General features: G+C 71.1%; 11 protein-coding genes. 5 read left to right on the forward strand and 6 right to left on the reverse strand.

Features of this window, described 5'->3' with window-relative positions:
* Positions 1-248: 248 nt before the first annotated feature.
* Positions 249-662, forward strand: coding sequence for an ankyrin repeat domain-containing protein (locus AC07DC_RS06325; RefSeq protein ID WP_478912302.1), 414 nt, complete (start codon positions 249-251; stop codon positions 660-662).
* A gap of 73 nt (positions 663-735) precedes the next feature.
* Here the strand turns inward: AC07DC_RS06325 and alc are convergent, their stop codons facing one another.
* The 4 genes from alc to AC07DC_RS06345 form a co-directional block, all read right to left on the reverse strand.
* Positions 736-1,890 carry an allantoicase gene (gene alc, locus AC07DC_RS06330; RefSeq protein WP_478912303.1) on the reverse strand — a complete coding sequence of 385 codons (1,155 nt, stop codon included), beginning with the start codon at positions 1,888-1,890 and terminating at the stop codon, positions 736-738.
* A 65-nt stretch (positions 1,891-1,955) separates the two neighbouring features.
* Positions 1,956-2,891 carry a LysR substrate-binding domain-containing protein gene (locus AC07DC_RS06335; protein ID WP_478912305.1) on the reverse strand — a complete coding sequence of 312 codons (936 nt, stop codon included), beginning with the start codon at positions 2,889-2,891 and terminating at the stop codon, positions 1,956-1,958.
* A 43-nt stretch (positions 2,892-2,934) separates the two neighbouring features.
* Entirely contained in the window at positions 2,935-4,347 is a 1,413-nt protein-coding gene (locus AC07DC_RS06340) for a DEAD/DEAH box helicase (RefSeq protein ID WP_478912307.1), read from the reverse strand.
* Positions 4,348-4,505: 158 nt separating this feature from the next.
* Entirely contained in the window at positions 4,506-4,709 is a 204-nt protein-coding gene (locus AC07DC_RS06345) for a cold-shock protein (protein ID WP_069779708.1), read from the reverse strand.
* Between the two features lie 333 nt (positions 4,710-5,042).
* Between AC07DC_RS06345 and AC07DC_RS06350 the strand changes: the two genes are divergently transcribed.
* Positions 5,043-6,077, forward strand: coding sequence for an alpha/beta hydrolase (locus AC07DC_RS06350; RefSeq protein WP_478912309.1), 1,035 nt, complete (start codon positions 5,043-5,045; stop codon positions 6,075-6,077).
* Positions 6,078-6,093: 16 nt separating this feature from the next.
* Here the strand turns inward: AC07DC_RS06350 and AC07DC_RS06355 are convergent, their stop codons facing one another.
* Positions 6,094-7,056 (reverse strand): helix-turn-helix domain-containing protein, encoded by a 963-nt coding sequence (locus tag AC07DC_RS06355; RefSeq protein WP_478912311.1) that lies wholly within the window; start codon positions 7,054-7,056, stop codon positions 6,094-6,096.
* Positions 7,057-7,147: 91 nt separating this feature from the next.
* Between AC07DC_RS06355 and AC07DC_RS06360 the strand changes: the two genes are divergently transcribed.
* Both AC07DC_RS06360 and AC07DC_RS06365 read left to right on the forward strand, forming a co-directional pair.
* On the forward strand, positions 7,148-11,377 hold the full coding sequence (locus AC07DC_RS06360) for a S8 family serine peptidase (RefSeq protein ID WP_478912312.1): 4,230 nt from the start codon (positions 7,148-7,150) through the stop codon (positions 11,375-11,377).
* 111 nt (positions 11,378-11,488) lie between these two features.
* Positions 11,489-11,968: a macro domain-containing protein gene (locus tag AC07DC_RS06365; RefSeq protein WP_478912313.1), complete on the forward strand. Its 480-nt coding sequence runs from the start codon at positions 11,489-11,491 to the stop codon at positions 11,966-11,968.
* Between the two features lie 30 nt (positions 11,969-11,998).
* Here the strand turns inward: AC07DC_RS06365 and ligD are convergent, their stop codons facing one another.
* The gene (gene ligD, locus AC07DC_RS06370; protein WP_478912315.1) at positions 11,999-13,003 is read right to left on the reverse strand and encodes a non-homologous end-joining DNA ligase; all 1,005 of its coding nucleotides are present in this window, start codon (positions 13,001-13,003) and stop codon (positions 11,999-12,001) included.
* 127 nt (positions 13,004-13,130) lie between these two features.
* Here ligD and AC07DC_RS06375 point away from each other — a divergent pair, with 127 nt between their 5' ends.
* Positions 13,131-14,195, forward strand: a complete 1,065-nt coding sequence (locus AC07DC_RS06375) for an ATP-dependent DNA ligase (protein ID WP_478912317.1) — start codon at positions 13,131-13,133, stop codon at positions 14,193-14,195.
* Positions 14,196-14,207 lie beyond the last annotated feature (12 nt).

Below are 14,207 nucleotides of genomic sequence, written 5' to 3' on the forward strand. Positions count from 1 at the left end.
GCCGCTGAACAGGCCCTGCCTCGGTCAGGGTTGGGCAAAGCCCACGCAATCGGTCAGAAGATCGAACGGCCGGGACGGCCGGGACGGACCCTGTGACGGTCCGGGATAGACACGCAGACGGTTCGGGAGGGACATGGAGACGGTCCGGGACGGTGACGCTGCCGGGGCGGCGACGGTGCCAGGGCGCTCCGAACGCCGCGGCGCTCCACGACGGGCTCTGTACGGTGATCGACACGTAGGGTGTTCGCATGACGGAACCGAACCCCGACATCGAGCCCGCGCACGACCCCGAGATGCTGCAGTTGGCCGGCAAGGTCTTCGAGCTCGCCCGTGAGGGCGGAACGGCGACCCTCGCCGCGTATGTGGACGCGGGCGTCCCCGCGAATCTCACCAATGACCGGGGCGACACGCTGATCATGCTCGCCGCCTACCACGGGCACGCCGACGCCGTCGCCGCCCTCCTGCAGCGCGGCGCCGACCCCAACCGGCCCAACGACCGCGGCCAGACCCCGCTGGCCGGTGCGGTATTCAAGGGCGAGGACGCGGTCGTCCGCGCACTGGTGGAGGGTGGCGCCGATCCGTCCGCCGGCACTCCCAACGCCATCGACACGGCCCGCATGTTCGGCAAGGACGAGCTGCTGAAGCTCTTCGGCGCGCAGTGACTCCTGCGGGGATGCCGGCTGCCGGATGAGGCGGCGGCTGTCATGTGAGTGACAGCCGCCGCACTTGCTGCCGTCAGCTGATTTCTTCGGTGCGGGTGGTGAGTTGCTCCGCTCCGCGTGCGGTCAGGGAGCCGTGCAGGCGCAGGCGGGAGATGCCGCCGTCGGGGAAGATGTCGATCCGCACCCGCGTTGCCGGGACCGGGTTGACCAGGAAGCGGTGCACCGTGTCGGGCTGGAGCTTGGTGCGGGGCAGCAGCTGGGTCCACTCGTCCGACCCGTCGTTCTGCACGAACAACGCAGCCCAACCCGCCGAGTTCCCCTTCAGATACGCGGTGTCGATCTCCACCGCCCGGATCACGCCCTGCGCCACCAGGCGGTACTGCACCCAGTCATTGCCCTTGTCCCGGCGCCGGCGCGTCTCCCACCCGTCGTCCATCTTCCGCGAGCGGCCTGGCAGGATCGTGTTGACCGGCGAGGAGTAGAAACGATCCGACGCGTCCTCCACCGTGCCGCCGTTCTCCAACGCCACCAGGTCGAAGGTGCCCAGCTCCGCCAACCACCCCGGATCCGGAGCCACCTCCCCATACACCCGCAGCCGGGCCACCCCACCGTCCGGGTGCTGGTTCAACCGCAGATGCGTGAACCGCCGATCCACCTCCACCACGAACCCGTTCGCCGCATGACCCCCCACCGGCGTACGCGGCACGATCGTCGTCCACTCCACACCCTCCGCCAGCAGATCCTCCGGCGACGCCGACAACGAGTGCGCGGTCGCCTCGATCGAGACCGACTGCGGGTAGTTGCCCCGGAAGTGCGCGGTGTCCACCACGATCCCGCGGATCACCCCCGGCGCGCCCAACCGGATCAACGCCCAGTCATGATCCGCGTCAACCGGATGCGGAGCATCAGTGCCCGTACCCCGGCGGCGGCGGGTCTCCCACCCGTCCATGATCTTGCCCTTGTGCCCGAAGTGCTCCGGATCGAAATGCGCCGGCTCCGGGATCAGCAGATTCTCCCGCTCCGCGAAGAACTCGTCGTTCGCCGCGATCACCCCCGCACCCAACCGCCGATCCGCCAGATCCACCAGATCCGTGAACGGCAACTCCGCACGACGGTAATCCGCATACGGATCACCCCCACCGAACGGCCGCGCATCGCCAGTGAAGGAAGTGGTGGACGTGGTGGAGCTGGTGGATGGGGTGCCGGAGGGCGTCTCTGATGTCGTCATGTTCTCTACTGTGAGCGGACAGCATCGTTCACGTCCATCGAAAATTTCTGAACCATACCTTCAGTTCAACTGAACGTTTGCGCAGCCTCGACCGGTGCCACGGGTTCCTCCGCGACCTGGCGCAGCACCCGGATCACCCGCCGGAGCAGCGGCCCGTCCTCGGATCCGCTCCGCACCACACCCACCACGTGCCGGCGCGGCCGGTCGGCGTCCAGTGGGCGGATCGCGACGTGCTGCCGCTCCCCCACCGTCGCCATCCGGGGCACCAACGCGACACCGAGGTCCGCGGCGACCATGGCGAGGATCGCCGACCAGTCGGTCGCCGCGTGCGCCTGTTCCGGGACGAAGCCCGCGTCGGCGCAGGCCGCGAGCGTGATCTCCCGCCAGGGGCCGCTGCTGCCGAAGATCCACGGTTCCTGGGCGAGGTTCGCGAGCCGCAGTCCCGGCCGCGCCGCCCAGGAGTGGCCGGCGGGCAGGGCCACGTCGAGGGGGTCGGTCAGCAGCGCGATCCGGTGGAACCGCGGGTCCCGCGCCGAGGGCGCGTGCACCGCCAGCGTCACGGCGAGATCCACGTCGCCGCCCGCCAGCTGCTCGTAGACCTCGGCGGCCTCGGCCTGCCGGACCGACAGGGTGATCCGCGGGAAGTCCTGGCGCAGCAGCCGGGAGGCGGGGACGACCAGCCGGGTGATGGCCGTGGCGATGGCGCCGACCCGGACCTCGCCCGCCTCGCCCTGCGTGTACCCCGCCAGCTCGGCGCCGGCGCGCTCCAGTTGCGCGAAGACCACGTCGGCGTGGCGCAACAGGACGTGGGCGGCACCGGTCAGCCGCACGCCCCGGCCCTGGGCCTCGATCACCGGGGTGCCGGCCTGCTTGGAGAGCGCGGACAGCTGCTGCGAGACGGCCGACGGCGTCATCCGCAGTGCGGCGGCGGCCGCGGTGACCGTCCCCGTCTCCTGCAGAGCCCGGAGGATCTGCAGTTTCCTCAAATCCCAGTCCTTCATGAAGGCAGCCTAAACAGCTGTCTCCATCTGCCAGGACATGGACCTACGCGGCGGCCGGTCGCCGGCGCTGCGCGGGGCGGCCGCCACGGCCGCGGCTGCCGTACGAGGTGCGCCGCACGCGTTCGGTCGCCGGGGGCGCCGCGATGACGATCGGAACCCCGGAGGGCTCCTGCGCGCCGGTGATCCGCGCCAGCTCGTCGTCCTCGGCGCGGACCTGGGTCGTCTGCGGGGTGATGCCGGCGTGCGACATCAGGCGCGCCATCTCGCGGCGCTGGTTGGGCATCACGAGCGTGACGACGCTGCCGGATTCACCCGCTCGGGCGGTACGGCCACCGCGGTGCAGGTAATCCTTGTGGTCGGTCGGCGGATCGACGTTGACGACCAGGTCCAGGTTGTCGACGTGGATGCCGCGGGCAGCGACGTTGGTCGCGACCAGCACGGTCACGTGTCCGCTCTTGAACTGGTCCAGGGTGCGGTTGCGCTGCGGCTGGGACTTGCCGCCGTGCAGCGCGGCGGCCCGCACGCCACTGGCCAGCAGGTCCCGGGTCAGCAGGTCGACGGCGTGCTTGGTGTCCAGGAACATCAGCACCCGGCCCTCGCGAGCCGCGATGCGCCGTGTGGTGGCCTGCTTGTCGGCGCTGGCCACGTGCAGGACGTGGTGCTCCATCGTGGTGACCGCGCCGGCCGAGGGATCCACCGAATGGACGACCGGATCGGTCAGGAACTGGCGCACCAGCCGGTCGACGTTGCGGTCCAGTGTGGCGGAGAAGAGCATCCGCTGACCGTCCGGGCGTACCTGCGCCAGCAGGGCGGTGACCTGCGGCATGAAGCCCATGTCCGCCATCTGGTCGGCCTCGTCCAGAACGGTGATGGCCACGTGGTCGAGCCGGCAGTCACGGCGCTCGATCAGGTCCTTGAGCCGGCCCGGCGTCGCGACGACGACCTCGGCGCCACCGCGCAGCATGCTCGCCTGGCGGCCGATCGACATCCCGCCGACGACAGTGGCCATCCGCAGCCGCAGCGAGCGGGCGTACGGGGTGAGCGCGTCGGTCACCTGCTGCGCCAGCTCGCGGGTCGGCACCAGCACCAGGGCCAGCGGCTGCCGCGGTTCCGCGCGCTGTCCGGCGGTACGGGCGAGCATCGCCAGGCCGAAGGCGAGGGTCTTGCCGGAGCCGGTACGGCCGCGGCCCAGGAGGTCCCGGCCGGCCAGCGAGTTCGGCAGCGTCGCGCCCTGGATGGGGAACGGGACCGTCACGCCTTCGCGGGTGAGCGTGTCGAGCAGCTCGGACGGCATGTCCAGATCCGCGAACGACTCGACCGCGGGAAGGGACGGCGTGGTGCTGACGGGGAGGGCGAACTCGCCCGGCGTCGACATCGGGCGGCGGCGTGGCGCGGACTGGCCGCGGGAATACGACGGGCGATTACGCGCGGGAACGGAGCCGGAGGAGCGGTACAAAAGAAAGCCTTCCTCGGAACGGCACGTGTCCGGGAAGACTCCGCAAAATGAAAACCGGGCGAAGAATCGCAAAAACGAGCCAAAGTAATACCGGAAAAAAACGAATTGGGGCCCGCACCCTCAGGTGCGGGCCCCAACTACGTGGTGCGCGTCAAGCGTCAGGCGGGAACGATGTTCTCGGCCTGCGGGCCCTTCTGGCCCTGCGTGACGTCGAAGGTCACCTTCTGACCTTCCTGGAGCTCACGGAAGCCCTGGGTGGCGATGTTCGAGTAGTGGGCGAAGACGTCAGCGCCGCCACCGTCCTGCTCGATGAAGCCGAAACCCTTTTCCGCGTTGAACCACTTCACGGTGCCAGAAGCCATGTCAATCTCCTCAATAGGTGCAGAGCCGGAAATCTGCACTGCGCAGATTCCTCGTCGCCGCATTGTGCCCATCCGGAGATGACCGGTAAAAACAAGAGTGCGCCTGAGGGTTACATCCCGTCAGGCGCACACAAAGTTCATGGGTACCAAAACTGCAACTGGGATCAAGGTAGCACGGTCGCTGCCCGTATGGGGGTTTCCACGGCGTCTCCCGGAGTGGCGCGGGAAGCCTCGCGCGTAGACCGCGCGCGTCGCGAGGGAACCAAAGCGCGCGAGCTGCTCTCCTAGAAGGTGCCTTTTGTCCTCGATCTCGTGTTCGGAGCATTTTCCACGATGGATCCGCGTCCCCGGCGTCACCGCCCCCTGGTCCTGCCCGCGGCCGCCGTGCTGCTCGCGCTCGCCGCTCTCGCGGGCTGCGGCTCCTCCGGCGACGGGGGCTCCACCCCGGCGAACGACCACCTCTCCACCGATGCCGGCACCGGCGACGGCAAGGGCGCGCCGCGGACGCCGAGCCCCGCGGCGACGCCGTCCAAGGTGCTGATGCCCACCGGACCGAAGGCGGAACTCAAGCTGGCACGGTCGACGAAGGCCGGCCCGATCATGGTCACCTCGGTACGCGGAGCGAAGTCCGGCGTCACCGGGAAGGTCTGGGTCTGGCTGCCCCCGGAGTACAGCGACCCCAAGTACGCGACCTACGGCTTCCCCGTCGTGATGATGTACGCGGGCGGCCAGAGCAACGGCTACAACACCTGGACCGACCCCCAGCTCCCGATCCAGGAAGCCGACGTCAAGCTCAGCAAGCAGGGCAAGGCCCACCCGTTCATCATGATCATGCCGGTCCAGAACTTCAACTCCCACGAGAACGCGGCCCTGGACTGCGCCGACATCCCCGGCCAGCCCAAGATGGGCACCTGGATGGCCAAGGACGTCCCCGACTTCGCGAAGGCGAACTTCCGCACCCTGCGCAGCCGCGACGGCTGGGGCGTCATGGGCGCCTCCACCGGCGGCTTCTGCAGCGCGAAGCTCGTCCTGCAGCACCCCGACGTCTTCAAGGCCGCCATCCCGATGGACGCCTACTTCGACCCGGACTCCCGCCTCTGGAGAGGCCACGAGGCCGACCGCCTCGCCAACAGCCCCAACACCCTCATCAAGCAGGGCAAAGCGGATGTCAGCATCCTCGCCACCGCGGGCAGCGGCGAGGCGTACGAGACCAACCTGGTCAAGACCTGGGTGAAGAAGGCCGTCGCCCCCGTCAAGATCGAGTACTACGAACTCCCCGGCGGCCGCCACTACACCTCCGACTTCAAGAAGCTCATCCCCCGCGCCCTGACCTGGTTCACCACCAAACTCACCGGCCCGACGGCCTAGGACGCACAGCGAGCCCTCACAGCCAGCCGCGGCGGGCGGCTATTGCGCCGGCCTGGAAGCGGTTGGCGGCGCCGAGGAGGTCGTGGAGGCGGCTGATGCGGCGGCGCATGGTGCGGACGGACCAGCCGAGCTGGCGGGCTATCGCCTCGTCCTTGAGGCCGCTGACCAGGAGGGTGAGGACGAGGCGGTCCTCCTCGTCGAGGGGGTCGTCGGCGGGGGCGTTGAGGGGCAGGGCCTGCTTCCAGCACATCTCCCAGTAGTCGGTGAGGGCGTCGAGCAGAGTGGACGGGCGGATCACCGCGGCGCGGACGTCGTTGAGGTCGAGGGAGAGCGGCATCAGGGCCAACTTGCGGTCGGCGATGGCGAGTTTGATACGCAGACCGGGCAGCACGCGGGCCTGTTCGCCGTGCCGGACCAGCTCGCGGATGTCGTCGAGGACGCCAGGCCACTCCAGGGCCTCGGGGGCGTAGACCGCGCGGTACCGTACGCCGCGGCCCAGCGCCGTGGCCTCCACCGGGTTGGAGGTGGTCAGGGCGTACGGCGGCCGGTCCAGCGTCATGACGTCCTCGTGGGCCTCCTGTTGCAGCCGGACGAACCAGCGGCCGAGGGCCTCACTGCCGGTGGTGATCTCCACCTCGTCCTCGTCGGTCGCGCCGGTGCGGGCGGCGGCGAAGAGCCGGGACAGCTCGCCGGCCGCCGAGCGGACCCGTTCCAGATCATTGCTTCTGGCCCGCACCAGCGCCTCGACCGCGGCCCCCGGCTCGATCGCGGCGTACCGACGGCGGGCGCCGGCGAGCCGGCCGACCAGCCCGTGGTCGCGGAGCCGGTCCAGCGCCCTGGCGACGCGCTCGGCCGAACAGCCGAGATCCGCGGCGAGTTCGGCCGGCGCCGCCGTGCGCCGGGTCAGGACGGCGCGGTAGACGCTCTCGTCGAACGGGTCGATGCCTGCCGCCGTGAGTTCCGGCGTCTCGGGAGTCATGAACGGATGGTGGCCCAGTTGTGCCAGCGGCAGCAATGGGCCATGGATATTCGTTGTGCGGCAAGTGCCCGCACCACTAGGACCTTTACGTATGGCAAAGAACTCACGAAGATCGCGTCATGCCGGTCTCGCCGCCGTCGTACTCGCCGGCACGTTGGCGGCGATACCGGGTGCCGCCACCGCGTCCACGCCCGACCCGTCGCAACGAGTGATCGTCGAACTGTCCGGGAACGCCGCGGTCACCGCCGCGCCCGGTGGATCGCTGCTGTCCGCCCAGGCCGCCCCCGGCGTCGGTGCCGCCCGCCGAGCGCTGGACGCGCGGCAGGAGACGTTCCTCGGCTCGGCGAAGCACGCCGGGCTCCACCCTGCGTCAACCCGCAAGCTGGGACTGCTCATCGACGCCGTGGCGATGACGGTGCCCGGGTCCGAGGTGGCCCGGCTCTCCTCGCTGCCGGGCGTCGTCGCCGTCCGCCCCGACACCCGGGTGCTGGCGAAGACGGACGTGAGCGTGCCGCTGATCGGCGCGCCCGACGTGTGGCAGCGCAAGGACCCCGCCGGCAGCCGCGTCACCGGCAAGGGGACCACCGTCGCGATCCTGGACAGCGGGGTGGACTACACCCACCCCGACCTGGGCGGTGGACTCGGCAAGGGCCACAAGGTCATCGGCGGCCACGACTTCGTCAACGGTGACGAGGACCCGATGGACGACAACGGCCACGGCACCCACGTCGCCGGCATCATCGCGGGCAAGGCCGCCGTGAAGGGCGGCATCACCGGCGTGGCACCCGACGCGAATCTGCTGGCCTACAAGGTGATGGACTCCGAAGGCGCCGGCTACACGTCGGACATCATCGCCGGTATCGAGGCGGCGTCCGATCCGGCCAACCCGCACCGCGCGGATGTCATCAACATGAGTCTCGGCGGCCCCGGTGACGGCACCGACCCGCTGGGCCGCGCCGCGACGGCGGCGGTACGGGCCGGTGTGGTCGTGGTGGCCGCGGCCGGCAACGACGGACCGGGCGCGGGTACGGTCAGCAGCCCGGGTTCGGCCGACGGCGTCATCGCGGTCGGCGCGTCGACCAGCAATCTGCGGCTGCCCAGCGCGTATCTGGCCGGCAAGAAGCCCGAGTTGATCCAGACGTACCGCGGCATCCTGTCCGCGAACCCGCCGCAGAACCCCGTCACCGCGCAGCTCGTCGACGTCGGCGAGGGAACCGCGGAGGACTGGAAGCGGGTCGGCGACGTACGCGGGAAGATCGTACGAGCCCAGTTCCCCGTCGCCTCCGATGTCCAGGACCTGTCGGGCAGCGCCGTGGAGTGGGCGCAGGAGGCGGAGAAGCGCGGCGCGATCGCCGTGCTGGCCGGCCTGCCCACCAACGACGGCCCGGTGTTCGTCGCCGGAGCGTCGGGAGCGGTCCGGCCGCCGGAGGTGACTCCGGTGCCGGGGGTGGCCCAGGTGCCGTCCTCGCCCGCGCGGATCGACGCCTCCGGCGACTCGTTGCGCATGGACCACCTGGTGGTCATGGGTATCGACTCGACCCAGTACACGGAGTTGACCACCCGGCTCGCCGCCGGGAAGGTCTCGGTGACGCTGCGCGGCACCGACACCACCGACCAGATCGCCTCGTTCTCCTCGCGCGGTCCCACGCAGGCCTTCGGTCTCAAGCCCGATCTGGTCGCGCCCGGCGTGGAGATCCGCTCCACCGTTCCCAAGGCGATGTACGGGCCCGGCGAGTACCGCATGTCGGGCACGTCGATGGCGACCCCGCACGTGGCCGGCGCGGCGGCTCTGCTGCGCCAGCTGCACCCGGGCCAGGCGCCCGCCGAGGTCAAGGCGGCGCTGGTCGGCACCGCGAAGCCGCTCAGCGGCAGCGGGCCCACGACGCAGGGCTCGGGCCGGCTCGATGTGGCCGCGGCCGCGTCGGCGACGGTCAGCGCCTCACCGGCGTCGGTGTCCTTCGGACTCGCCGATCTGTCCGGGCGTTCCGTCGGCGGCACCGCGAAGGTGACGCTGCGGAACTCCGGCAAGCGGCCGGTCACCACCACGCTCAAGACCGACGGACCGGCCACGGTCTCTCCGAAGTGGGTCACCGTACCGGCCGGCGGGACCGCGACCGTCACGGTCTCGCTGCGCGTCGACCGTCCCGCCACCGACGCCGAGATCAGCGGCCGCCTCACGGCGACTCCGGACCGGGGACCGGCGATCGGGGTGCCCTACCTGCTCGCTGTCCGGCACCTGGCCGTGCAGGCCGCACCCGACCCGAGCGACGGTCACTCCACCGTGCACATCGCCCCGCCGACCCGGCTGGCGGCGCCGCCGGTCGTCACCGTCAGGCCGCCGCGCGGCAGGTCCGTGGACGTCACCTCCACGTTCGACCCCGCCACCGGCTACTACCGGGCCGAGGTGACCGGCAGCGTGGCCGGCGCCTACCGGGTCTCGGTACGCGGCACCGCCGGCACCGGGCAGCGGCTCACCGGTTCCAGCGCCTTCGAGGTCACCCCCGTCGACAGCCGCAAGGACCGCTGGGAGCCGGTCGGTCCCAACAGCGAGGCCGGCTGGGTCGCCGTCTCGACGGTCCGGCCGGGACAGGCCGTACTCACCCAGTACCAGAAGGCGGCTCCCTGGCTGACCACCGACAACGGTGCCTCCTGGCGCCAGTTGGGCCGGCTGCCGGTCGCGGACGGCACAGGACCCCTCCTGGTCGATGCGAAAAACCCCGACCGCTGGTGGTACGCCGTGAACAGCGTTCACGACGGCAGCCGCCGCGGCACCATCCTGCGCACCGACGACAACGGGCGCACCTGGCGCAAGCTCGATGTCCCGGACACCCGCGTCTCGGCGTTCGCCGCCGATGAGAAGACCCGCACCCTGGTCGCGGTCATCTCCGGCGCGCTGCTGGTCAGCAGCGACGCGGGCGACCACTGGACGACGTACCCGACCGGCGTCACCGGCGACATCACCGGCGCCGTCGTCACCGGTGACACCCTCTACATGACGACGCCGCGCGGCGTCTGGACCCGCTCCGGCATCGGCTCGGGCAACCCCGGCGAGGCGCGCCGGCTCTTCGACTCGGGCAACAAGAACGTCGGCGGACTGGCCGCCGACTCCTCGGTCGTGGCGGTGTACGTCCTGGGCGCCGGAGTCGTCGGTTCCCACGACGGTGGGAAGACCTGGTCCACCCTGCTGCCCATGCCGCTCGGCGGTCTCGGCCTGACCGTCGCGGGCGACGACCTGTACCTGAGCACGCTGACCGGCACCGGCCGGCTCAGCCACGACCACGGACGGACGTGGACCACGGTCGCGTCGCCGTCGCGCGCGGCGGTGCCGATGGACTACGACCGCTGGAGCGACGGTTCTGTCACCGTCTCCAGCGAGCAGGACGGTCTCTACCGGGGTGCCGCGGACGGCACCGGATTCCGGCGGATCGGCGTCCAGGGACTGACCGTCAACGATCTCGCGATCAGCGGCGGCCATCTGCTCGCCGCCACCGACAGCGCGCTCTACCGCACCGCTCTTCCCGTCGCGAGCCCCGAATGGGGCCAGTCCGGCGGTGAGGGCAGGATCGGCGTCACCGTCTCGCAGCTCGCGGTCTCGGCCAAGGAGCCGAACGTGATCTGGAAGGTCCGGCGCACGGCGGTCGGAACGTTCGTCGTCCAGCGCAGCGCCGACGCGGGCGCCACCTGGGAGGTGCGCGGGACTTCGTCGGAGGTGCCGACCGCGCTCCTGGTCGATCCCGCCGACCCGAAGCGGGTGATGGTGAGCTTCCGGAGCCTGCTGGGCCAGGGGCTGTTCGCCACCACCGACGGCGGCGCGACGTGGAAGAACCTCTTCCACGAGCGCTCCTTCGACACCATCGTGGGCGATCCCGCCAATCCGCTGCGGCTGTGGCTCGGCAACTCCGCCGGCCTCTACCGGTCGGACGACGGCGGGGTGACCGTCACCAAGGTCGCCGACGGCCCGGTGGCCGCGATCGATCTCGACGGAAAGCGTCTCGTCATCGGCGGCGAGAGCGTCCGCGTCAGCACCGACGGCGGCCGGACCTTCCGCACCGCGGACACCGGCGCCCTCGCGATCCATGTCTCCGACCTGCTCCGGGTCGGCGACACGCTGTACGCAGCCACCACCAGGTCCGGGGCCAGCGGCCTCCTGCAGGGCGGCCGCGGCGTACTGCGCAGCACCGACCACGGCCTGAGCTGGCACAACATCTCCACCGGCCTGCAGAACACCGACACCACCGAACTGGCCGCGACCCCCGACGGCCGCACGCTCTACGTCGGCACCATCGACGGCGGCGTGCACCGTCTCAACCTGCACCACTGATCACCAGCAGTCGCTGAGGCCCGGCGCCCGGACGGAGTTTCCGTCCGGGCGCCGGGCCGCTGCGTTGTCAGAGGCGCCACGTTGTCAGAGGCGCCGCGTACGGTCGTCGGTATGGGGACGGGGATCGAGTACGTACGGGGAGACGCGACCACGCCGCTGGGCAAGGGGCCCAAGGTGATCGCGCATGTCTGCAACGACCTGGGCGGCTGGGGCAAGGGCTTCGTGCTGGCCGTCTCGCGACGCTGGCCCGAGCCGGAGCGCGAGTACCGGCGCTGGCACCGCGAGCGCTCGGGCAACGACTTCGGGCTCGGGGCCGTGCAGATGGTGCAGGTCGATCGGCTGGTGTGGATCGCCAACATGGTGGGCCAGCGCGGGATACGCACCGGCAGCAAAGGGGTCCCGGTGCGCTACGAGGCCATCGACGCCGCGTTGGAGAAACTCGCCGGCCACGCGACCGGCCTCGGGGCCTCGGTCCACATGCCCCGGATCGGCTGCGGGCTGGCGGGCGGGCGCTGGGAGCGAATAGAGCCGCTGGTCCAGTCGCGGTTGGCGGATCGTGGGGTTGTGGTGACGGTTTACGACCACGACTGAGCGCGGTCTGTGCGGTTGGGCGCCCGCGGGTCAGTGTTTGGCGCGGCTGGGTTGTACCCGTTTCGGTTCGCCCGCCATCTTCGGGTGCTCGGGCGGGTAGGGGAGATCGCCCGCCCCGTGGTCCCGCTCGTCGCGTGCGGCGAGTTCCAGGGCGGCGGTGATGTCGAATGCGTGCTCGTCCATGTCCGCGTGGACGTCGCCGACGTCCGCGTAGCGCGCCGGCATCGAGACGAGGTCGAAGTCCCGCGGCACGGCACTGTCCAGCTCCTCCCAGCGCAGCGGCGCGGAGACCGGAGCGTGCGGGAACGGGCGGACGGAGTAGGCGGACGCGATGGTGCGGTCGCGGGCCATCTGGTTGTAGTCGACGAAGATCTTCTCTCCGCGCTCCTCCTTCCACCACGCGGTGGTGACCTGCTCGGGCATCCGGCGCTCCAGCTCACGCCCGATGGCGATGGTCGCCCGGCGGACCTCCACGAACGTCCACCGGGGCGCAATGGGGATGAAGACGTGCATGCCCCGGCCGCCGGAGGTCTTCGGCCAGCCGCGCAGGCCGATCCCCGACAGCACGTCGCGCAGCTCGTGCGCGGCGCGCACCGCGTCGGCGTACTCCGTGCCCGGCTGCGGGTCGAGGTCGATGCGCAGCTCGTCCGGGTGGTCGGTGTCCGCGCGGCGCACCGGCCACGGGTGGAAGGTCAGACAGCCGCGGTTGGCGGCCCAGAGCAGCACGCCGACCTCGGTCGGGCAGGTCTCGTCGGCGAAGCGCCCGCTGGGGAAGGCGATACGGGCGGTCGGGGTCCAGTCCGGGAGGTCCTTCGGGGCACGCTTCTGGAAGAACGACTCCCCGGCGATGCCCTCGGGGAAGCGCTGCAGGGTCGTCGGGCGGTCGCGGAGCGCCCGCAGGGCGCCCTCGCCGACGGCCAGGTAGTAGTGGGCGAGGTCGAGCTTGGTGAGGTTCCGCTCGGGAAAGTACACCTTGTCCGGATGCGTCAGCCGCACCGTCCGCTCGCCGATCTGCAGCTCCAGCGCTTCAGCCATGGCTCCACGCTAGAACCGCTTCCGGACGCGCGCCTCCGGGGCAGTGCCGCCACGCGACGACGGTTGCCGCGCCACCGCGCGCCTCTCGCGGGAGGCGCCCCGGCGCGGGCGGACGCACACTCGGACCATGGACCTTCCCGTGATGCCGCCGGTCAGGCCGATGCTGGCGAAGGCGGCAGCGCGCATTCCGCCCGGGATGCAGTACGAGGCCAAGTGGGACGGATTCCGCGCGATCGTGCACCGCGACGGTCCCGAGATCGTGATCGGGAGCCGCAACGGCAAGCCGCTCACCCGGTACTTTCCCGAGCTGGCGAGCGTGCTGCTGGAGCAGCTACCGGACCGCTGCGTCGTGGACGGCGAGATCATCATCGTCTCCGGCGACCGGCTGGACTTCGACGCGCTGCAGGAGCGCATCCATCCGGCCGAGTCGCGGATCCGGCTGCTCGCCGAGCGCACGCCCGCCTCGTTCGTCGCCTTCGACCTGCTCGCCCTCGGCGACACCGCGCTGCTGGACACACCGCTGCGGGAGCGTCGTACCGCCCTGGAAGGGGCTCTGGCGGGCGTGGTCGCGCCCGTGCACGTCGCGCCGGTGACGATGGACCTGGCGGTGGCCGAGGAGTGGTTCAGCCGCTTCGAGGGCGCCGGCCTCGACGGCATCGTGGCCAAGTCGCCGGAGCTGCTCTACCGCCCCGACCAGCGGTTGATGGTGAAGGTCAAGCACGAGCGCACCGCCGACTGCGTCCTGGCCGGGTACCGCGAGCACAAGAGCGGGCCCGTCATCGGCTCGCTCCTGCTCGGCCTGTACGACACGGACGGACGGCTGCAGCACGTGGGCGCGTGCGCGTCCTTCCCCATGCGCCGCCGCGAGGAGCTGATGGCGGAGCTGGCCCCGCTGCGCCTGGCCGACCCGGACGAGCACCCCTGGGCGGCGTGGAAGGACCAGGAGGCACACGCGACCGACCGGATGCCGGGCGCTCCCAGCCGGTGGAGCGGCGCGAAGAACCTGGAGTGGACGCCGCTGCGGCCGGAGCGGGTGTGCGAGGTCGCCTACGACCACATGCAGGGCGACCGCTTCCGCCACACGACCCAGTTCCGCCGCTGGCGTCCGGACCGGGACCCGGAGAGCTGTACGTACGCCCAGCTCGACGAGCCGGTCCGCTACGACCTCGCGAGCGTCCTGGCATCCGGCTGATCGGCGACCCGG

This window comes from Streptomyces sp. NPDC045021 (assembly GCF_056432645.1).